This window comes from Streptomyces sp. NPDC022552 (genome assembly GCF_055561875.1).
Genome location: NZ_JBVHGJ010000002.1, coordinates 320,120 through 340,362 on the forward strand (window position 1 = coordinate 320,120; position 20,243 = coordinate 340,362).

The following is a 20,243-nucleotide window of genomic DNA, read 5'->3' on the forward strand; positions in this document are numbered from 1 at the left end:
CCGAAGCGGGAGATTCACGACGACACGCCGCCCACCTGGGGTTTCCTCACAGGATCCTCACGTTCCCGCCTACCTCTGGTGTCCCGTCGACACATACTCTGCGGCAGCCATGGACTACTGCCACCAGTGCCGACGGCACCTCAACGGCGCACTTGCCTGTGCCGGATGCGGGACCCCCGTCGAGGAGCTGCGGTACGAGACCCCGCAGACGGCCGCGCCCCGCGCGGTCGCGGTCGAGCGTGTCGAGTACGTCGAGCACGGTGCGCGTGTGGAGCGCGAGGAGCGGGCCGAGCACGTCTACGAACTGGACCCGCTGGAGCCGCCGCGCGCGGCCGCCGCTCCTGGCGGTCGTGCCGCCCGTCGCGGCGCGGCGCCCGGCCGTGCGGGTGCCCGCCGCAGCCGGCGGGCCCGCAGCCGGAAGGGGCGCAACGTCCTGGTGGGCACCCTCGGCCTCGCCCTCGCGGCGGGCGCGCTGAGCATGGCCAAGCTGGCGCTGGAGCCCCCGGACGAGGGCGGCGCCGCCACCGCCGTACAGGAGGAGGAGGTCGTCGAGACCTCCCTGCCGCCGGTGCCCTCGGCGACCGTCCCGCCGACGGGCGGTACGACTCCGGTCGAGGTCACGAAGTCCGCCGCGCCCCGGGACACCGACACACCCGCGCCCGGCCACACGGGCATACCCGGTGGCGGGTCCGGTGGGTCGGCTGCCGGCTCCGGTGGGTCGGGCTCCGGTGGGAGCGGGAGCGGCTCCGGGAGCGAGAGCGGGAGCGGGGGCGCGGGCCCGCAGGGCTCGGACGGCGGCCAGGGCGGCCCGACGAGCGCCCCGCCGACCGGTTCGCCGTCGGCGTCGGCGAGCGGCCCCACGCCGACCGCCTCGGGTGGCGGCAGCCCGACCGCGACACCGCCCGGCGAACCGCCGGCACCGACCACCCCGGCACCCACGCCCAGCCCGAGCTGCTGGCTCTGGATCTTCTGCTAGGCGACCGGAGTCGCTCTAGAGCACGTCCACGCCCAGCATCCGCTTCAGCAGATCCCGCAGCAGCGTCCGCTCGACGTCCGTGAGCTGCCCCAGCGGCTCGCGCGCGAAGTCCAGCGACTCCCCGAGCCGACGAGCCGTGTCCAGGCCCTCCGGGGTCGGCGCGGCCAGCTTGACGCGACGGTCGGCCGGGTCGGGGCGCCTCTCCACAAGGCCGCGCGATTCGAGGCGGTCGACGATCCCGGTGACGTTCGACGGCTCGCACTGGAGCTTCTGGGCGATCTTCCGCATCGGGACCGGCTCCAGGGAGAGGAGTCCGAGGACGCGGGCCTGGGCGCCGGTGAGCGAGTGCTCCGAGGCCGCCTGCTCGTACTCCTGGTGGTACCGCGCCACGACCGCGCCGATCAGCTCGACGACTTCGAGGGTCAGGGGGTCTGTGCGTGAGGTGGCCATGGGGTTCATCGTACCCAGATACTTGACAACATGAAATATCCAGGCGCATGGTTGTTTCAGGTAGTGAAGTAATTTTCTGTTCCAGGAGGCAGTGCTGATGTCCGTTCTTCCCGCGTCCAACCGTGAGTGGCACCTCGTCGCCCGTCCGCACGGCTGGCCGACCCCCGCGGACTTCGCGCTCCGTGAGACCCCCGTCACCGCGCCCGCCGAGGGCCGGATCCTGGTCAAGAACCTGCACTTCTCCGTCGACCCGTACATGCGGGGCCGGATGAACGACGTGAAGTCGTACATCCCGCCGTTCAAGCTGGACCACCCCATGGACGGCGGCGCGGTCGGCGAGGTCGTCGCGTCGAACGCGGAGGGCTTCGCCGTCGGCGACCACGTCCTGCACGGCCTCGGCTGGCGCGAGTACGCCGACGTGCCCGCCCAGCACGCCACCAAGGTCGACCCCGACCTCGCCCCCCTCTCCACGTACCTCGGCGTCCTCGGCATGACGGGCCTGACGGCCTACGCGGGTCTCTTCGAGGTCGCCTCCTTCAAGGAGGGCGACGCGGTCTTCGTCTCCGGCGCGGCCGGCGCCGTCGGCAGCCAGGTCGGCCAGATGGCGAAGCTCAAGGGTGCCTCCCGGGTCATCGGCTCCGCCGGCTCCGACGAGAAGGTCAAGCTGCTCGTCGAGGAGTACGGCTTCGACGCCGCGTTCAACTACAAGAACGGCCCGGTCAAGGACCAGCTGCGCGAGGCCGCCCCGGACGGCATCGACGTCTACTTCGACAACGTCGGCGGCGACCACCTCGAAGCCGCGATCTCCTCGCTCAACGTGCACGGCCGCGCCACCATCTGCGGCATGATCGCGCAGTACAACGACACCGAGCCGGTGCCCGGACCGCGCAACATGGCCATGATCATCGGCAAGCGGCTGCGCCTCCAGGGCGTCCTCGTGGGCGACCACTACGACATGCAGCAGCAGTTCGTGCAGGAGGTCGGCGGCTGGCTGCGCTCCGGCGAGCTGAAGTACGGCGAGACCTTCGTCGAGGGCATCGAGAACGGCGCGGACGCCTTCCTCGGGCTGCTCCGCGGCGAGAACACCGGAAAGATGATCGTTTCGCTGACCCGTTAGTCTTCCCTCAGCCGTCGCGATCGTGGGCGCGAGTCGCGGCGAACCAGCAGAAGGAAGACCCAGATGTCGATCCAGCAGTCTGACGTCCTGTACACCGCCGTCGCCACCGCCGAGAACGGCCGGGACGGCCGCGTGGCCACCGACGACGGTCAGCTCGATGTCGTCGTGAACCCGCCGAAGGCCATGGGCGGCTCCGGCGCGGGCACCAACCCCGAGCAGCTCTTCGCCGCCGGGTACAGCGCGTGCTTCCAGGGCGCGCTGGGCGTCGTCGCCCGCAACGAGAACGCCGACATCTCGGGCTCGACGGTCACCGCCGAGGTCGGCATAGGCAAGAACGACGACGGTTTCGGCCTCATCGTCAAGATCTCGGCGTCCATTCCGAACGTGGACGTCGAGACGGCGAAGAGCCTGATCGAGAAGGCCCACCAGGTCTGCCCGTACTCCAAGGCGACCCGCGGGAACATCACGGTCGAGCTGGCCGTCTGATTTTGCGCGTAGGCTGAAGAGGACCGCACCCCGACCGACCGGGGTGCGGTCTTCTGCGTCCCGGCCCGTGCGGGGCGCCCGATAGGGTGATCGACATGCGTGATTTCGGGGCCGGGTTCGGTTATCTGGTACAGGGGCAGAAGTGGGTGGGCCGGCACGGCCGGTGGTTCGGTTTCGGGCTGCTGCCCGGGCTCGTGACCCTCCTGCTGTACATCGGCGCGATCATCGGCCTCGGCTACGGCGCCGACGACCTGACCGCCTGGGCGACGCCGTTCGCCGACGACTGGACCTCCCCCTGGCAGGGGATCTTCCGGGGCTTCCTCACCGGCCTCGTCTTCGCCCTCGGGCTCTTCCTCGCCGTCATCACCTTCACCGCGGTGACCCTGCTGGTCGGCCAGCCGTTCTACGAGTCGCTCTCCGAGCAGGTCGACCGCGCCGAGGGCGGCGATGTCCCCGAGTCCGGCCTGCCGCTCTGGCGCGAGCTGTGGATCTCGGCCCGCGACAGCCTGCGCGTCCTGCTGCGGGTCGCGCTGTACGGCATCCTGCTCTTCGCCTGCGGCTTCATCCCCGTCGTCGGCCAGACGGTCGTCCCGGTCGTGGGCTTCTGCGTCTCCGGCTTCTTCCTCGCCCAGGAGCTGACGTCCGTCGCCCTCCAGCGCCGCGGCGTCGAGCTGAAGGAGCGCCTCGGCATGCTCCGCGGCCGCAGGATGCTCACGCTGGGCTTCGGCGTCCCGCTGGCCCTGTCGTTCGTGGTCCCGTTGGTCGCGGTGTTCCTGATGCCGGGCGCGGTCGCGGGCGCGACGCTGATGGCCCGCGACCTGACGGGCGAGGCGCACACGGACCGCAAGCAGCCCGCTCCCGTACCGACGGGCGGCCCGCACCCGTACCACCCGGGCGCGTAACCCCGGGAGCTCCGGTCCGGCGGTGCCTCAGCCCACCTCGGCGAGGGCGAAGCCCTCACGGCCGGGTCCCGCGTCGGCGATCAGCTCGCCGTCCGGGCCCCAGACACCGCTGTGGCCCTCGCACGTGCCCTCCTCGCTCTCGCCGAAGACGTTGGCCATCGCCACGTACAGCCCGAAGTCCCTGGCCCGTGCCGGATAGACCGTCTCGAACGAGTCGTTGCCGACCGAGAGCACCGAGCTCGCCAGATAGACCGTGCAGCCGTCGGCCGCCGCCCGCTCCGCGAGCTCGGGGAAGCGGTTGTCGTAGCAGGTGGCGAGCGCGAAGCGGGTGCCGTCGAGCGTGAAGCGGCCGTCGGTCGTACCCGCGGTGAAGACCTCGTTCTCGAAGCCGTGCAGATGGGTCTTGTCGTAGCGGGTGAGGAGACCGCCGTCCGGGCCGAGGACGAGCGAGGTGATGCCCGGCGGCAGGCCCTCGGCCGTGAGCACCGGCCCGTTCACGACGGCCGCCGCGCCGGACGCTCGACAAGCCTCCCGTATCGGATCGAGCCGCCCGTCGTCCTCGGTGAGATGCGTGGCGGGGGTCTTGTGGATCAGGGTCGGCTCGTAGCCGGTGAGGGCCAGCTCGGGGAGGACGACGACCCGCGCGCCCTCCGCGCCGGCCCGTCGGATCAGGTCGGCCGTCGTACGGACGTTGGCGTCGATGTCCCCGGCGACCGGGGCGAACTGCGCTGCTGCGACGATCATGGCCCCCATCATCCAGCCCGCCCGGCCCGCCGGGAAACCCCCCGGGCCGGGCCCGCCCGGCCGGGGCCGGCGGGCCCGGGGGACAGGTGTCAGGAAGCCGCCACCGCGATGATCGCCCGTACCTGGTCGATGATGTCCAGCCGATTGCGTACGAACTCGGGGTCCGTGACCGCACCCGTGGCCGGATCCGCGTTCTCCGCGCCGAACTGCAGAACCGGCGTGTGGACGTGACCGCCCGGCAGCTCCCGCAGGCCGAGCCGGTCGCGCAGCAGGGTCGCGCGGTAGGCGATCTCGTTGGAGAGGTAGTCCCCGCCACCGCCCGCGCGGGCCGTCGAGCCCGGCGTCGGACCGTCCGCGCGGACCACGGGCCCGGTCCCGCCCGCCGGGATCTCGGTCACCGCCGTGTTGTCCCGGACCGGGAAGCGTCCGGTGTCCGCCGCGACGATCGAGGCGTACGGCAGGGTCGTCGCCGTCCACTGGGGCTGCGTGGCCGGGTCGGCGACCGGGACGGTCTCCGTGCGCGAGAGGTTCTCGTTGTCGGGGAACCCGCCCCTCCAGGCCCCGTTGAACCGCTCGATGTCGAAGCGGCCGACCCGGCCCTGGCTGACCGTGGTGAAGAGGTCCACCTGGGGCAACTGCCCGCGCAGCGTCCGCTCGACCGTGCCGTCGGCGAAGTCCTGCCAGCGGACGGGGAAGACGGCCGTCTCGATCCGGGCCGGGCTGCCGTCCGCCGTACGGATCCAGGTACCGTCCAGGGCGAGGGCGGTGGCCCCGGAGGGGTTGGAGATCCGGGCGTCCCGGTCGAGCGTGAACGGGTCGAAGCCGGTCATCAGGATCCGCTTCACGCCCTTGCCGAGGGGGAAGCGGATCGAGTCCTGGCCGCGCGACGAGCGCTCCAGCCGGTCGAGCAGCCGGGCCCTGCCCTCCGGGGAGAGCGTGAACTCCGGGCTCCAGGAACGCAGTTCGCGGGTCATCGTCAGCCGTGCCCAGTACAGCGGACGGTCGTCGTCCCGGCTCAGATCACCGCGTACGAGACGCCCCTGCGCCCGGTCGACCGCGTCCCGCCAGAGCCGCTCCCCGTGCCGTACGACCGCGCGCTCGGCCTCCCGGTACGACTCCGCGCCCCCGAGGGCGCGGCCGAACTCCGGTGCCACGGAGCCGAATCCGCCCCGCCGCAGGATCTCCTGGGGCGCGGCCCGGTCGAGCCGGGCCTCCTCCACCGTGCCGGCGAGAGTGCCCACGTCGCCGGCCGCGGCGGGTGGAGTCGCCGCGACCAGCGTGGCGGTGATCAGGGCGAGGCCGAGCGAGGCATGGCGTATCCGGGACAGCACAGGCGAGCCTTCCGTCGGGTCGGGGAACACAGGGAACACGGGCCGGTGACCGGCCCGCGCAGTATCCCGACTCTCCGGCAAATCCCGCTACGGTGCCCTCACTTGTCGCTTCCGTGTAGGAGGCGCAGAAAGTCCCGGAACGCCTCCGGCATGTCCACCGACGCCGGGTCGAGCAGCCACTGGTACTGCAACCCGTCCATCACGGCCGTCAGGAGGGGCGCCGCCCGTTCCGGGGTCAGTCCGCTCGGCAGACGCTCGCCGAACTCCAGGCGCAGGACGTTCGCCATCTCGTCGCGGACCTGGGTGTAGCGCTCGGTGAAGAAGGCGCGCGCCGGATGGTCCTCCGTCACGCTCTCCCCGAGCAGGGCGGAGAACGTCTGCACGATCCCCGGCCGCATCGCGTTGTACTCGACGAGCGAGTCGATCAGGTCGAGCCGCCAGCCCTCGCGCGTCCCCGCCCCGCTGGTGTCCCACTTGTCGCGCTCCGCGAGGACCGCGACGAGCAGGGTCTCCTTCGTGGGGAAGTAGTGCAGCAGCCCCTGCTGCGTCAGCCCGACCCGCTCGGCGACGGCGCCGAGCGACGCGCCCCGGTAGCCGCGCTCGGCGATCACTTCGAGGGCCGCGCGAACGATGTCCGAGCGCCGCTCCTCGCTCCTGGCCCGCACCATCGCCGTGGCCCCCTCTCCCTGTGTCCCTGTCGCCGTCCGGCGGAAGCACGGCCCCGCGGGGCCGTACGAGGACCGTACGACATCTGATGGTAACGAAACGATAACCAAAACTACCGCTCTACTGGTATCGGATCCACCATGGGCGCCACAAGGGACGTCAACAAGGAGGTACGGCCGTGTCGGAGATCAGCGCGGACACCGTCCGGGAGCAGGCCGTCGAGACGGCGCTCGGAAAGCTCGACCTGGACACCAAGGCACGGCTCCTCGCCGGCCAGGACATGTGGTCGCTGCCGGCCGTGCCCGAGATCGGACTGCGGTCGGTCGTGATGTCGGACGGCCCGATCGGCGTCCGCGGCGTCCGCTGGACCGCCGACGACCCCTCCGTCGCCCTGCCGTCCCCGACCGCGCTCGCCGCCGCCTGGGACCCGGCCCTCGCCCGCCGCGCCGGCCGGCTGCTCGCCCAGGAGGCGCGCCGCAAGGGCGTCCACGTCCTCCTCGCGCCCACCGTCAACCTGCACCGCTCACCGCTCGGCGGGCGCCACTTCGAGGCGTACAGCGAGGACCCCTTCCTCACCGGCGCCATCGGCACCGGCTACGTCCAGGGCGTCCAGGACGGCGGCGTCGGCACGACGGTCAAGCACTTCGTCGCCAACGACGCCGAGACCGACCGCTTCACAGTCGACAACAAGGTCGCCCCGCGCCCGCTGCGCGAGCTCTACCTCGCCCCCTTCGAGGCCATCGTCAAGAACGCCCGCCCGTGGGGCATCATGACCGCCTACAACCAGGTCAACGGCGTGACCATGACCGAGCACCACGAGCTCGTCAACGAGGTCCTGCGCGGCGAATGGGGCTTCGACGGCTACAACGTCTCCGACTGGATGGCCGCCCGCTCGACCAAGGGCGACATCGAGGGCGGCCTCGACGTCGCCATGCCCGGCCCGCAGACCGTCTACGGCGAGGCGCTCGCCGCCGCCGTCCGCGCCGGCGAGGTCGAGGAGTCGGCCGTCGACGCGGCCGTACGGAACGTGCTGCGGCTCGCCGCCCGCGTCGGCGCTCTCGAAGGCGCCCCGCCGGTCGTCACCGAGACCCCCGAGACCATCGACGGCGATGCGCTCGCCCGCGAGATCGCCCACCGCGGCTTCGTCCTCGTACGGAACGAGAACGCGGCCCTGCCGCTGGCCGCGAGCGGCACCGTCGCCCTCTCCGGCGCCGCCGCACGCGACGCCCGCGTCCTCGGCGGAGGCTCCGCCCAGGTCTTCCCCGACCACACCGTCTCCCCGCTCGCCGGCCTCACCGCCGCCCTGCCCGAAGGCGCCCTCACCTTCTCCGTCGGCGCCGACCCCAGCGACGAACTCACCCCCGCCGACCAGGGCTTCACCCTCCGCGCCGTCTGCCGCGGCGCCGACGGCACCGTCCTCGGCGAGGGCACCCTGCCCAACGGCCAGGTCCAGTGGATCGGCGACGACCTCCCGGCGGGCGTCACCCACGAGAACCTGCACTCCATCGAGGTCACCGGCACGTTCACCCCGCGCGAGTCCGGCGAGCACTCCTTCGGCACCCGCGGCCTCGGCGCCTTCACCCTCGGCGTGGCGGGCGAGACCCTCTTCGAGGGCGTCCAGGCGATGGGCCCGGAGACCGACCCCTTCGAGGCGTTCTTCGGCGCCCCCGTCGAGCGCGCCAAGGTCGCCCTCACCGCGGGCGAGTCCGTCGAGGTGTCCCTGCTCCACACGCTGGACAAGGAGTTCGCGGCCCCGCTCCCGGCGGTCATGTTCTCCTTCGTCCACCTCGGGCCGCGCCGCGACCCCGACGAACTGATCGCCGAAGCCGTCGAGGCCGCCCGCGCCGCCGACACCGCCGTCGTGGTCGTCGCCACCACCGAGCGCGTCGAGTCGGAGGGGTTCGACCGCAAGGACCTCGCCCTGCCCGGCCGCCAGGACGAACTGGTCCGCGCCGTGGCCGCCGCCAACCCGAACACCGTGGTCGTCGTCAACGCCGGCTCCCCGGTCGAGATGCCCTGGCGCGAGGACGTCGCCGCCGTCCTGCTCAGCTGGTTCCCCGGCCAGGAGGGCGGCGCCGCGCTCGCCGACGTCCTCACCGGTGCCGCCGAGCCCGGCGGCCGGCTCCCCACCACCTGGCCCGTCGCCCTCGCCGACGTCCCCGTCACCGAGGTCACCCCGACCGACGGCGAACTCGCCTACATCGAGGGCGTGTTCACCGGCTACCGCGCCTGGGACAAGACCGGCGCCATCCCCGCGTACCCCTTCGGACACGGCCTCGGCTACACCACGTGGAGCTACGACTCCCTCGAGGTCACCCCGACGACCGCCAAGGTCACGCTCACCAACACCGGCATCCGCACCGGCCGCGAGGTCGTCCAGATCTACCTGACGCCGACGGCCGACAGCGTCGAGCGCCCGGCGCGCTGGCTGGCCGGCTTCGCCTCCGTCGAGGCGGGCGCCGGCGAGTCCGTCGAGGTCGAGATCCCGCTGCCGCGCCGCGCCTTCGAGATCTGGGACGAGGAGCAGCACGACTGGACGTTCGTCCCCGGCGCGTACGAGGTCGGCGCCGCGCACTCGCTCGGCGACGCGCGCGTCACCGCCACGCTGGAGGTCTGACCTCCCCGTGTCCGGCCCCGGGGCGGAACCTGACAACCGCCCCGGGGCTCCACCCCGTCCCTCAGCGCGTGCCGAAGCGGAAGACCGTGGCCGAGGCGTACACATCCCCCGGCCGCAGCACCGTCGACGGGAACTCCGGCCGGTTCGGCGAGTCCGGGAAGTGCTGGGTCTCCAGGGCGACCCCGCCCAGCTCCGGACTGGCGTACACCTGAAGCCCGGGCTCGGTGGTCTCCACCGTCACGGTCCGCCCGGTCTCCGGCGCGTACAGCTCCGCCGCCTCCGGGCCTTCGTGGTCCAGCACGAAGTTGTGGTCCAGCGGGATCGTGAGCGGCCCGCCGGTACGGAAGTCCAGCTCCGTGCCCGCGACCTCGGCCCGCTCCCCGGTCGGGACGCCCGTCGCGCCGGTCGGCGTGTACCGCCCGGCGGCGATCCGCAGCTCGTGGCCGCCACCGCCCAGGTTCCAGTACGTGTGGTTGGTCAGCGCCACCACCGTCGGCGCGTCGGTCTCCGCCCGATAGCCGATCCGCAGTGCGCCGTCGTCGTCGAGCGTGTACGTCGCCGAGACCTCCAGCCGCCCGGGGAAGCCCTCCTCGCCGTCCGGGCTCACCCGGGACAGCCGCACCCCGCCCTCGACCTCCTGCGCGTCCCACACCCGCTTGTCGAAGCCGCGCTCCCCGCCGTGCAGCGAGTGCGGACCGCCGTTGCGGACGAGGCGGTACGTCGTGCCGTCCAGGGTGAAGGTCCCGTCCGCGATCCGGTTGGCGTAACGGCCCACCAGAGCGCCGAAGTACGGCTCCGGGTGCTTCAGGTACCCCTCCAGCCCGGGGAAGCCGAGGGCCACGCCGTCCGGGACGCCGTCCCGGTCGGGGGTCTCGACCGACTGCACGATGCCGCCGTAGGTCAGCACCCGTACCCGCACCGCGTCCCGCTGGAGCGTCCAGCGCGTGACGTCCGTACCGTCGACCGAACCGAAGGGTTCACCCGTGATCCTCATGATCCGGAACCCTACGCGGGCGGTTCCGGAGCCGTCACCTGCCGGTGGGCGATCTCCGCGAGCCGCGCCTGCCCGTTCTTGCTGGGGTGGAACCAGTCCCACGGGCTGAGCTGCCTGCCGTCGAAGCGGAAGCCGAACACCGCGCCGCCGTCGTACCGGCAGCGCCGGTCCTTCGCGCAGACCTCCTCCAGGACCGTGTTGTACGCCACCACCCGGTCCCGCACGAGCGTCCGGCGCCGCTCGGCCGGGGCGCTCAGATCCTGCGCGTCGGCCAGCATCGAGGCGCAGATCCCCAGCTTCCAGACCTGGCGGCCCATCGGGCTGTCCTTGCCCTGCGCCCACAGCCGCTTCAGGTCCGGCACGCTCGTCACGTACACCTGCGCCTTGGGCGCGGACTTCCGCAGCGCGGCGAGCGCCGCCGCGAAGTCGGCGCGGAACTCCTCGACCGGGGTCATCAGTTCGACCCGGTCACGACAGGCGTCGTTGGCGCCCATCATCACCGTCACCAGCTCCGGCTTCCGGGCCCCCGCCCGCGCCATCTGCTGGGGCAGCTCCGCCATCCGCGCCCCGGTCCTGGCCAGGTTCCAGCTGCGGTCGGTGACCCGCTCGGCGCCGAGGAGCCGCAGGGCCAGGCTGTTGACGCCGGTGTCCGTGCCGGTCGCCCAGGACACCTCGGGGCAGTCCGCCAGGACCGCGCAGGCGTCGAAGGCACGGGTGATGGAGTCGCCGACGGCGGCGAGGGAGGCGGGCGTGCGGTCCCAGACGGGCGTGGGCCGCGGCGTCGGCTTCGGCGACGCCGTCACGGCCGGCCCGGCCGTCTCACACCCCGTCAAGGCGCCCGCGCACAGCAGCAGCGCGGCCCCCGCAGCGGCGACAGTGGTACGGAAACGGCGTCTGCCGCGCATCCCTCGGCCCCTCCTCCGGCGTCCGTTCGGCGTCCTGGCGGGTGAAAGCTTCGTGTCCACCCCACCCCGGACCGACCGTACGTCACCCCAAGGGCGGTGCGGCACGGTAGCTTTTCCCCCGTCGAACCAGAGGCACCTTTGCCAATCGGCTCCGGTAAATTACATCACGTCACATGCTGTCCCTTTTTCGGGGGTTTACGGAGTTTCACTCCCGATGCTGTTTACTGAGGCCGCTGGGAAAGGCGAACCTCGTCCCACACTGGAGGTCCCGGTGACGACACGTGGAGTCCTGTACGTACACTCCGCACCGCGCGCGCTGTGCCCGCACGTCGAATGGGCGGTGGCAGGTGTCCTCGGTGCGAGGGTCCAGCTCGACTGGATCCGCCAGCCGGCGTCGCCCGGCACCTGGAGAGCCGAGTTCTCCTGGCAGGGCGAGACCGGCACCGCCTCCAAGCTCGCCTCCGCGCTGCGCGGCTGGCAGATGCTCCGCTTCGAAGTCACCGCGGAACCCTGCCCGACGGCCGAGGGCGAGCGCTACAGCGCCACGCCCGAGCTGGGCATCTTCCACGCCGTCACCGGCATGCACGGCGACATCCTGATCCCGGAGGACCGCCTGCGCGCCGCCCTGGCCCGCTCGGTGCGCGGCGAGACGGAGCTGGAGTCGGAGATCGCCAAGCTCCTGGGCAAGCCCTGGGACGACGAACTGGAACCCTTCCGCTACGCCGGCGAGGGCGCCCCGGTCCGCTGGCTCCACCAGGTGGTCTGACGCGGGTAGATTCCGCCACGGGGGCGTGCAGGGGGTGCGCCCGGGGTGGGGGTTGTGGTGACGCGTGTGCGTGCGGCGGCCGGGAGGGCCGTCGTTCTGCTGTGGGTGACCATGTGGGCCGTCTAGGCGGCGCTGATCGCCGGCTTCGTGTTCCTGGTGGTGACAGAGGCGCCCGCGGAGTGCGGCGGCGACGACTGCCCACCGGGGTTCGTGGGCATCATGCTCACGGCCATCGGGCTGGGGCTCTTCGCGGCGCTGGTGATGCCGGTGGTCCTGGGGTGGCTGCGCCCGGACGACGGGGCGTCACCTGAGGCGGGCGCGGGCGCGGACGGGGACGTCGGGCAGAACCTCGGTTCCAGGGACGGACGGCGGACGCCGGCCTCCGTCCTCCGCCTCTCTCTCGGTGTCCTCGCCGCCCTCGTCGGGCTCTGGGCGGGCTGGCAGACGTACGGGTGGATGCGCGGCCCGCACGTGGAGGTCGCCTGGCAGGCGCCAGCCGAGGGAGGCCCGGCCGATGCGCGGGTCCTCGGCGTCTGGGACCTCGACGGCGGCGTCACCCGGATCCGAGCCGACGGCCTCACCACCTACGGGACCGCACACGGCGCCGAGCGCTGGCGCACCCCCGCCCCGGCCCGCCAGTCCGTCTGCGCGCTGAGCGCCCGCGCCGAACGAGGGGTGGGCCTGCTTGCGTACGGCCGGCACGGCAAGCCCTGTGCGGTGCTCGCCGCCGTACGGGCGGACGACGGCCGGACCGTGTGGCGACAGCCGGTCGCCGGCGCCGGCGTCATGCTGCCGGAGCTCGCCCTCGGCGGAGGCACCGTGGTCGCCGTGGAGGACCGGGCCGTGCGGGCCCGCTCCACCGAGGCGGGCAGCGAACAGTGGACGAGGCCGCTGGCCGACAACTGCCGGATCGTCGCGTCGGATGTCACAGCCGCCCGCACCTTGCTCGTCGAGTCCTGCACCAGGCCCCTCGACCCGAGCCTGGTCACCGCGCGGCTGCTCGCGCTCGACACCCGTACCGGCGTGGAGCGCTGGGCGGCGAGGCTGCCCGTGGTGACGACGGCGGACATCCAGGTCCTCTCCGTGGCGCCCGCGGTGATCGCCGTGGGCGAGAGCGACCCGCGAGGCACTCGGGCGGTCCTCACCCCGAAGCTGTTGTCCCCTCCTGCGTGCGCGCCTCGCGCCGCTTCGCGGGCTTCGGGGCGCTGTGCCGGACTCCGTCCGGCGGACGTGGCTGAGGCCCACCCCGGGTGTGGGGTGGGCCTCGCAGGTGGGTGCGGGTCAGACCGTGCGGAACGCCAGTACCACGTTGTGGCCGCCGAAGCCGAAGCTGTTGTTGATCGCGGCGATCGTGCCCTGCGGGAGTTCGCGCGGCTCGTCGCGGACGATGTCCGCGTCGACCGCCGGGTCCAGCTCGTCGACGTTGATCGTCGGCGGGGCCACCCGGTGGTGCAGCGCCAGGACCGTCGCGACGGTCTCGATGCCGCCCGCGCCACCGAGCAGGTGACCCGTCATCGACTTCGTCGCCGAGATCGCGACATGGTCCAGGTCGTCGCCCAGCACCTTGCGCAGCGCCTTGATCTCCGCCACGTCACCCTGCGGCGTCGACGTCGCGTGCGCGTTGAGGTGGACGACCTCCGCCGGCTTCAGGTCCGTCGAGTCCAGCAGGTTCTGCATCGCCGCGGCGATGCCCCGGCCGGTCGGCTCGGGCTGCGCGATGTGGTGGCTGTCGGCCGACAGGCCCTGGCCGAGCACCTCGCAGTAGATCCGCGCGCCACGCGCCCTCGCGTGCTCCTCGGACTCGAGGATCACCACGCCCGCGCCCTCGCCGAGCACGAAGCCGTCACGACCCGTGTCGTACGGACGCGAGGCCTTCGTCGGCTCGTCGTTGTTCTTGGACATCGCCATCATGTTGGCGAAGGCCGCGATCGGCAGCGGGTGGATCGCCGCCTCCGTGCCGCCGGCCACGACCACGTCGGCCCGGCCGGTACGGATCATCTCGACGGCGTAGCCGATGGCCTCGGCACCCGACGCACACGCCGAGACCGGGGTGTGGACGCCCGCCCGGGCGTTCACCTCCAGACCGACGTTGGCGGAGGGGCTGTTCGGCATGAGCATCGGCACGGTGTGCGGGGACACACGGCGAACGCCCTTGTCCTTCAGCACGTCGTACTGGTCGAGCAGAGTCGTGACACCGCCGATACCGGAGGCGATGACGGAGCCGAGCCGCTCGGGCGCGATGCTCTCGTCCTCACCGGCCGGGGCGGTGTAGCCCGCGTCGGCCCACGCCTCACGGGCCGCGATCAGCGCGAACTGCGCCGAGCGGTCCAGCTTGCGGGCGAGCGGGCGGGGCAGAACGTCACCCGGGTCGACCGCGGCGAGCGCCGCGATCTGTACGGGCAGTTCGGCGAATCGTTCGCCTTCGAGGGGCTTGACGCCGGAGCGTCCCGCGAGCAGACCTTCCCAGGTCGATGCGGAGTCGCCACCCAGCGGTGTGGTTGCGCCGATACCGGTGACGACCACGGTGCGATTGGTCGAGTTCACAGGAATTCTTTCTCCACGTGTGTGATGGTCGAAATACGGCGCCACCGCCGGGTGGCTGACCGAGTCAGCAGGGGCCGAATCAGCCCTGGTGCTTCAGGATGTAGTCGGTCGCGTCGCCGACCGTCTTGAGGTTCTTGACGTCCTCGTCCGGGATCTTGACGTCGAAGCGCTCTTCGGCGGCGACAACGACCTCGACCATGGACAGGGAGTCGACGTCGAGGTCGTCCGTGAAGGACTTCTCGAGCTGGACGTCCTCGGTCGGGATGCCGGCGATCTCGTTCACGATCTCGGCGAGACCTTCGACGATCTCTTCCTGGGTGAAGGCCATGTTGGCGCTCCTTCTGTGATTGCTTCGGTAAATGGCTTCCGGAAGATCCGGAGTGCCTAGGGGAGAGTAACGACCGTCGCGGCGAAGACGAGACCCGCCCCGAAGCCGATGATGAGCGCCGTGTCGCCGCTCTTCGCCTTTCCGGTCGCCAGGAGCCGCTCCATCGCGAGCGGGATCGAGGCGGCCGAGGTGTTGCCGGTGGTTTCGACGTCACGCGCGACCGTGACGTGCTCCGGCAGCTTCAGCGTCTTCACCATCGAATCGATGATCCGCATGTTCGCCTGGTGCGGAATGAAGACGTCAAGGTCGTCCGCCGAGATTCCGGCGGCGTCCAGCGCCTGCTGGGCGACCTTCGCCATCTCGAAGACGGCCCAGCGGAAGACCGCCTGACCCTCCTGCGTGATGGCGGGGAACTTGATCTCACCCTGCTCGTTGAGGGGGAGCTTCGAGACGTCGCCGACGTGGAATTCGTTCCACGGGACGGTCTGCTTGATCGTCTCGGACTTGTCGCCCTCCGAACCCCACACGGTGGGGCCGATGTGCGGCACGTCGGACGGGCCGACCACGACCGCGCCGGCGCCGTCGCCGAACAGGAAGGCCGTCGCGCGGTCCTCCAGGTCGGTCAGGTCGCTCAGCCGCTCGACGCCGATGACGAGGACGTACTCGGCCGAACCCTCGACGATCATGCCCTTGGCGAGCGTCAGGCCGTAGCCGAAGCCCGCGCAGCCGGCGGAGATGTCGAACGCGGCCGGCTTGCCCGCACCGATCTTGTCGGCGATCTCGGTGGCGACGGCCGGGGTCTGCTTGAAGTGCGAGACCGTGGAGACGACCACGGCGCCGATCTGCTCGGGGTCGATCCCGGCGTCGGCGATGGCCTTCCCGGAGGCCTCGACGGACATCGCGGTCACGGTCTCCTCGGGGGAGGCCCAGTGGCGGGTGGCGATGCCGGAGCGCGAGCGGATCCACTCGTCGGAGGAGTCGATCTTCTCGAGGATCACCTCGTTCGGCACGACCCGGGTGGGGCGGTAGCCGCCGACACCCATGATCCGCGCGTACGGGGCGCCCTTGCTGGGCTTGATCTTCGACATGCTCTACGGCTCCTTACTCAGGCTGCAGTGTGCTCGGCGACGAGCGTGCGGGCCGCGTCGAGGTCGTCGGGGGTCTTCAGGGCGACGGTCGCCACGCCCGGAAGCGCGCGCTTGGCCAGACCGGTCAGGGTGCCGCCGGGGCACACCTCGATCAGCGCCGTCGCGCCCAGGGCCTTGAAGGTGTCCATGCACAGGTCCCAGCGGACCGGGTTGGCGACCTGGCCGACGAGGCGCGAGATGACCTCCGCGCCCTCCGTGACGACCTGGCCGTCCTTGTTCGAGACGTAGCGCACGCGCGGAGCGGCGACCTTCAGCTCCTTCGCGGCGGCCGCCAGCTTCGTCACCGCCGGTGCCATGTGGTGCGTGTGGAACGCCCCGGCCACCTTCAGCGCCACGACACGGCGCACGCCCTCGGGCTTGTCCGCCTCCAGGGCGGCCAGCTGCTCCAGGGTGCCGGCGGCCACGATCTGCCCGGCGCCGTTGACGTTGGCCGGGGTCAGGCCGAGCTTCTCCAGGTGCTGAACCGTCACGTCGGGTTCGCCGCCGAGCAGCGCGGCCATGCCGGTCTCGGTGACCGCGGCGGCCTCGGCCATCGCCAGACCACGCGTCCGTACGAGACGCAGGGCGGCGGTGTCGTCGAGGACGCCGGCGAACGCGGCGGCGGTGATCTCACCGACGCTGTGGCCCGCGACGGCCCCGGGAGAGACATCGCCGAGCGCGGCCGCGGAGAGCAGACCGGCGGCGACGAGCAGGGGCTGGGCCACGGCGGTGTCGCGGATCTCGTCCGCGTCCGCGTTCGTGCCGTAGTGGACGAGGTCGAGCCCGATGGCCTCGGACCAGGCCGCCAAGCGGTCGGCGGCACCGGGGAGTTCGAGCCAGGGGGTCAGGAAGCCGGGCGTCTGGGCGCCTTGGCCGGGAGCGACGAGTACGAGCACCCTCACACTCTCTCTTGGGGACGGCTTCAAGCGCCCGTGGGGACTAGCACGAAGAACCGTCGGGGGAATTGTTGGTATTCGACAAAAGTCTAGGGCTGCGAATCTCCGTCGGCCAAGCGCCCGAGAATGAGCGCGATCCGCAGCGTGAACGCCGAACGCACATCGGAGGGTGACCATCCGGTGACGTCTGTCACACGTCGAAGCCGGTAGCGCACGGTGTTGGGGTGGACGAAGAGCATGCGCGCCGCGCCTTCGAGGCTGCTCGCCTGCTCCAGATAGACACTCAGTGTTTCCAGCAGCGCCGAGCCCGCTTCCTCCAGCGGTCTGTAGATCTCCTCCACCAACTGCTCACGGGCCGAAGGGTCGGAGGCGATCGCGCGCTCCGGAAGAAGATCGTCCGCCAGAACCGGCCTCGGCGCGTCCTGCCACGCCGAACAGGCCTTGAGACCGGCCGCGGCGGCCTGCGCGGAGCGGGTCGCCGCGAGCAGGTCGGGGACGACGGGGCCCGCGACGACCGGCCCGGCCGCGTACGGGCCGATCAGGGCCTTGGCCACGGCGAGCGGGTTGTCGTTGCCGCCGGCGATGACGACGAGCCGGTTGCCGAGGACGCCGGTGAGGACCTGGAGCTTGGCGTGCCGGGCGGCGCGGCGGATGGCCTCGACGGTCAGCTCGCTGTCGCCGTCGGGGGCGGTGCCGAGGACGACGCAGACATGCTCGGGGGAGTTCCAGCCGAGGGCGGCGGCCCGGGAGACCGCGCCCTCGTCGGCCTCCCCGGAGAGGACCGCGTTGACGACGAGCGACTCCAGCCGGGCGTCCCAGGCGCCGCGTGCCTCGGCGGCCTGGGCGTAGACCTGGGCGGTCGCGAAGGCGATCTCCCGGGCGTAGACGAGGAGCGCCTCGCGGAGGATCGACTCGTCGCCGGGGGCGGCGACCTCCTCGATCGCCGTCTCCATGACCTCGATGGTCGTGCGGACCATCTCGACGGTCTGCCGCAGCGTGATGGCGCGGGTCAGCTCGCGGGGAGCGGTGCCGAAGACGTCGGTGGAGATGGCCTGCGGGGTCTCCGGGTGCCGGAACCACTCGGTGAACGCGGCGATACCGGCCTGGGCGACCAGACCGATCCACGACCGGTTCTCGGGCGGCATCGCCCGGTACCACGGCAGCGTCTCGTCCATGCGGGCAATGGCGTTGGCGGCCAGCCGCCCGGAGGACTGTTCGAGGCGCTTCAGGGTCGCGGAGTGCGGATGGGAGGCGTTCATCGGTTCAGACACGGACTAAGGGTGCCTCATCGGGCCACCGATATGTGGCCGGGGGGCCGTGGCCCTTCCGCCCGCGTGGACCCCGCGACCGGCGGGGGCCGGGGATACCGTGGCACCGTGATTCGTATCCAGCGGGCCGGTGACCGCTACCCCGGGGGTGATCCGGAGGCCGGGATCGAGACCCGCCACGCTCTCTCCTTCGGCGCGCACTACGACCCCGAGAACATCCGCTTCGGCGCGATCCTCGCCTGCAACGAGGAGCGGCTCGCGCCCGGCGCCGGCTTCGACGAGCATCCGCACAGCCACACCGAGATCGTCACCTGGGTGGTCGAGGGCGAGCTGACCCACCACGACACGGCCGCCGGTCACCGCACGGTCGTCCGCCCCGGGGACGTCCAGCGGCTCAGCTCCGCGGGGGGCGTACGGCACGAGGAGCGCAACGACGCCGACGTGCCGCTGGTCTTCGTCCAGATGTGGCTCGCCCCGCTGGCACCGGGCGGCGACCCGGCGTACGAGATCGTCCGCGGGATCGCCGACTCCACGCCGTACGCCCTCCCGGAGGCGGCCGCGATGCTCCACGTCCGCCGGCTGGAGGCGGGCGAGCGTACGGCGGTCCCGGACGCGGACTTCGTCTACGCCCACGTGGTGCGGGGCACGGTCCGCCTGGACGGCGAGGAACTCGCCCCCGGCGACGCGGCCCGGGTCACCGACGCGCGGGCCCTCGCCCTCCTGGCCACCTCCGACGCGGAAGTCCTCCTCTGGGAGATGCGGCGCGTCTGAGCGGTCCGGCGAGCCCGGCCGCGGGGGCCGGGGGCGCACCCGCTCGCCGGGCTGTGGGGGCCGCCGCCCCGCCCGCCGAGCCGCCCCCGCCCGGCCCGATGCGGGGTCAGTGGCCCACCGCGCTCTTCGCCTGCCACTGCTCCCAGCTCAGGTTCCACGCCCCGTAGCCGTTGCCCTCCGCGACCGTGCCCTTCGTCTCCGCACCGCGGATCTCGAAGGGGTCGCCCGCGCGGACCTGCCCGTAGAACCACGCCGCGTCGGCGTCGCTCATGCCGATGCAGCCCGAGCTCCTGTTGGCCCGACCGAAGTAGGCCGCGTTCCACGGTGCCGCGTGCGCGTACATCCCCGACCAGGTCAGGCGCATCGAGTAGTCGACCATCTTGTCGTAGGCGTCGCCGAGCCCGACCGTCTCCGAGTTCATGTTGATCGTGCCCTCCTTCGCCATCAGCACCGCCGTCCCCCGCCACGACCGCTTGTCACCACCGGGCGTCCCGCCGGACACGGGAATCGTGCGCACCGCGCGCCCGTCCCTCTCGAGCACGAGCTTCTTGCGGTCCAGGTCGACCTTCACCACCTGCGCCGCGCCGTCGACCGTGAACCCGGTCCGGTAGTCCCGCACGAACCAGCCCCCGCCCGAGTCCGTACCGTTCAGCGCCGCGTCGAGCGTGATCTTCGTGCCCGGCTTCCAGTACTCCTTCGGCCGCCAGTCCACCCGGTCCTTGCCCGAGTAGTCCTTCAGCCAGCCCCACGAGCCGACCGTGCCGTTCGACGTGGTGACCTTGAGCTGCTTCTCCACATCGGCCTTCCGGGTCACCGGCCGGTCGAAGACGATCGACAGCGGCTGCGCGACCCCGACCGTCGTGTTCTTCCCGGGGGCCAGCGTCAGCTTGTTGACCTGTGACGCCTCCGCGGTCGTGAACGTCGACCGGGTCGTCGCCTCCTTCCCGCCCGGCGTACGGGTCGTCGCCTCCACCCGGTACGAGGTGCCCGTCACCGCCTTCCGGTCCGAGACCCACGAGGTCCCGTCCGCCCCGGTACGGCCCGCCAGCGCGGCGCCGTCCGCGGCGACGACCTTCACCGACGTCAGCTTCCCGCCCGTCGCCGTGACCGTGACGGTCCGTCCCGCCGCGGGGCTCGCCACGGTCACCTTCGCCGGCGACTCCATCGACTCCGCGCTTCCCTCGTCACGGGGCGCGCCCACCGCACCCGCCGAACAGGCGGTGAGGGAGCCGCAGAGGGCGAGGGCCGCAAGCGCCGGGCGTATTCGGGCGCGGGTTCGGGTGCGTACGGACATCACGGAAGCCTCCGGAAAAGGTGTGGGATGCCCGGACTGTAGGCCGCGGGAAGCACCTCGG

At 72.1% G+C, this 20,243-nt stretch carries 20 protein-coding genes; 7 read left to right on the top strand and 13 right to left on the bottom strand.

Features of this window, described 5'->3' with window-relative positions:
* The first annotated feature begins 109 nt into the window (after positions 1-109).
* Positions 110-976, top strand: a complete 867-nt coding sequence (locus tag ACZ3OF_RS06290) for an SCO2400 family protein (RefSeq protein ID WP_361674799.1) — start codon at positions 110-112, stop codon at positions 974-976.
* 15 nt (positions 977-991) lie between these two features.
* On the opposite strand, the gene ACZ3OF_RS06295 is transcribed toward ACZ3OF_RS06290, so the two are convergent.
* Entirely contained in the window at positions 992-1,426 is a 435-nt protein-coding gene (locus ACZ3OF_RS06295) for a MarR family winged helix-turn-helix transcriptional regulator (RefSeq protein WP_361674801.1), read from the bottom strand.
* Between the two features lie 97 nt (positions 1,427-1,523).
* Between ACZ3OF_RS06295 and ACZ3OF_RS06300 the strand changes: the two genes are divergently transcribed.
* From ACZ3OF_RS06300 to ACZ3OF_RS06310, 3 genes are all read left to right on the top strand, one after another.
* Entirely contained in the window at positions 1,524-2,543 is a 1,020-nt protein-coding gene (locus ACZ3OF_RS06300) for an NADP-dependent oxidoreductase (RefSeq protein ID WP_467303147.1), read from the top strand.
* 63 nt (positions 2,544-2,606) lie between these two features.
* Positions 2,607-3,029, top strand: coding sequence for an organic hydroperoxide resistance protein (locus ACZ3OF_RS06305; protein WP_467303149.1), 423 nt, complete (start codon positions 2,607-2,609; stop codon positions 3,027-3,029).
* Positions 3,030-3,124: 95 nt separating this feature from the next.
* Positions 3,125-3,931 carry an EI24 domain-containing protein gene (locus ACZ3OF_RS06310; RefSeq protein ID WP_361674804.1) on the top strand — a complete coding sequence of 269 codons (807 nt, stop codon included), beginning with the start codon at positions 3,125-3,127 and terminating at the stop codon, positions 3,929-3,931.
* Positions 3,932-3,958: 27 nt separating this feature from the next.
* Here ACZ3OF_RS06310 and ACZ3OF_RS06315 read toward each other — a convergent pair whose 3' ends face one another.
* The 3 genes from ACZ3OF_RS06315 to ACZ3OF_RS06325 all read right to left on the bottom strand — a co-directional run bounded on the left by ACZ3OF_RS06315 (position 3,959) and on the right by ACZ3OF_RS06325 (position 6,674).
* Positions 3,959-4,675 (bottom strand): carbon-nitrogen hydrolase family protein, encoded by a 717-nt coding sequence (locus tag ACZ3OF_RS06315; RefSeq protein ID WP_467303151.1) that lies wholly within the window; start codon positions 4,673-4,675, stop codon positions 3,959-3,961.
* A gap of 89 nt (positions 4,676-4,764) precedes the next feature.
* A complete protein-coding gene (locus tag ACZ3OF_RS06320) occupies positions 4,765-6,003 on the bottom strand; it encodes a pyroglutamyl-peptidase I (protein ID WP_467303795.1) in 1,239 nt (412 codons plus the stop codon).
* 101 nt (positions 6,004-6,104) lie between these two features.
* Positions 6,105-6,674 carry a TetR/AcrR family transcriptional regulator gene (locus tag ACZ3OF_RS06325; protein WP_361674808.1) on the bottom strand — a complete coding sequence of 190 codons (570 nt, stop codon included), beginning with the start codon at positions 6,672-6,674 and terminating at the stop codon, positions 6,105-6,107.
* A gap of 176 nt (positions 6,675-6,850) precedes the next feature.
* On the opposite strand from ACZ3OF_RS06325, the gene ACZ3OF_RS06330 reads away from it, so the two are divergent.
* Entirely contained in the window at positions 6,851-9,289 is a 2,439-nt protein-coding gene (locus tag ACZ3OF_RS06330; protein ID WP_467303154.1) for a beta-glucosidase, read from the top strand.
* A 61-nt stretch (positions 9,290-9,350) separates the two neighbouring features.
* Here ACZ3OF_RS06330 and ACZ3OF_RS06335 read toward each other — a convergent pair whose 3' ends face one another.
* Both ACZ3OF_RS06335 and ACZ3OF_RS06340 read right to left on the bottom strand, forming a co-directional pair.
* Positions 9,351-10,283 carry an aldose epimerase family protein gene (locus ACZ3OF_RS06335; RefSeq protein ID WP_467303155.1) on the bottom strand — a complete coding sequence of 311 codons (933 nt, stop codon included), beginning with the start codon at positions 10,281-10,283 and terminating at the stop codon, positions 9,351-9,353.
* 11 nt (positions 10,284-10,294) lie between these two features.
* Positions 10,295-11,188, bottom strand: coding sequence for an SGNH/GDSL hydrolase family protein (locus ACZ3OF_RS06340; RefSeq protein ID WP_467303157.1), 894 nt, complete (start codon positions 11,186-11,188; stop codon positions 10,295-10,297).
* Between the two features lie 271 nt (positions 11,189-11,459).
* Here ACZ3OF_RS06340 and ACZ3OF_RS06345 point away from each other — a divergent pair, with 271 nt between their 5' ends.
* Positions 11,460-11,954: a DUF3145 domain-containing protein gene (locus ACZ3OF_RS06345; RefSeq protein ID WP_361434878.1), complete on the top strand. Its 495-nt coding sequence runs from the start codon at positions 11,460-11,462 to the stop codon at positions 11,952-11,954.
* Positions 11,955-12,538: 584 nt separating this feature from the next.
* Here the strand turns inward: ACZ3OF_RS06345 and ACZ3OF_RS06350 are convergent.
* From ACZ3OF_RS06350 to fasR, 6 genes are all read right to left on the bottom strand, one after another.
* Positions 12,539-13,084, bottom strand: coding sequence for a hypothetical protein (locus ACZ3OF_RS06350; protein WP_467303160.1), 546 nt, complete (start codon positions 13,082-13,084; stop codon positions 12,539-12,541).
* 151 nt (positions 13,085-13,235) lie between these two features.
* Complete coding sequence (fabF, locus tag ACZ3OF_RS06355) at positions 13,236-14,498, bottom strand: beta-ketoacyl-ACP synthase II (RefSeq protein WP_361674818.1); 1,263 nt, start codon at positions 14,496-14,498, stop codon at positions 13,236-13,238.
* Positions 14,499-14,577: 79 nt separating this feature from the next.
* Entirely contained in the window at positions 14,578-14,826 is a 249-nt protein-coding gene (locus ACZ3OF_RS06360; RefSeq protein ID WP_260226435.1) for an acyl carrier protein, read from the bottom strand.
* A 56-nt stretch (positions 14,827-14,882) separates the two neighbouring features.
* Complete coding sequence (locus ACZ3OF_RS06365) at positions 14,883-15,914, bottom strand: ketoacyl-ACP synthase III (protein ID WP_361674820.1); 1,032 nt, start codon at positions 15,912-15,914, stop codon at positions 14,883-14,885.
* 17 nt (positions 15,915-15,931) lie between these two features.
* On the bottom strand, positions 15,932-16,849 hold the full coding sequence (locus tag ACZ3OF_RS06370) for an ACP S-malonyltransferase (RefSeq protein ID WP_361674822.1): 918 nt from the start codon (positions 16,847-16,849) through the stop codon (positions 15,932-15,934).
* A gap of 89 nt (positions 16,850-16,938) precedes the next feature.
* The gene (gene fasR, locus ACZ3OF_RS06375) at positions 16,939-18,108 is read right to left on the bottom strand and encodes a fatty acid biosynthesis transcriptional regulator FasR (RefSeq protein WP_361435161.1); all 1,170 of its coding nucleotides are present in this window, start codon (positions 18,106-18,108) and stop codon (positions 16,939-16,941) included.
* A 120-nt stretch (positions 18,109-18,228) separates the two neighbouring features.
* Here fasR and ACZ3OF_RS06380 point away from each other — a divergent pair, with 120 nt between their 5' ends.
* A complete protein-coding gene (locus tag ACZ3OF_RS06380) occupies positions 18,229-18,888 on the top strand; it encodes a pirin family protein (RefSeq protein WP_467303796.1) in 660 nt (219 codons plus the stop codon).
* 106 nt (positions 18,889-18,994) lie between these two features.
* On the opposite strand, the gene ACZ3OF_RS06385 is transcribed toward ACZ3OF_RS06380, so the two are convergent.
* Entirely contained in the window at positions 18,995-20,182 is a 1,188-nt protein-coding gene (locus ACZ3OF_RS06385) for a L,D-transpeptidase (protein WP_467303164.1), read from the bottom strand.
* Between the last annotated feature and the right edge of the window lie 61 nt (positions 20,183-20,243).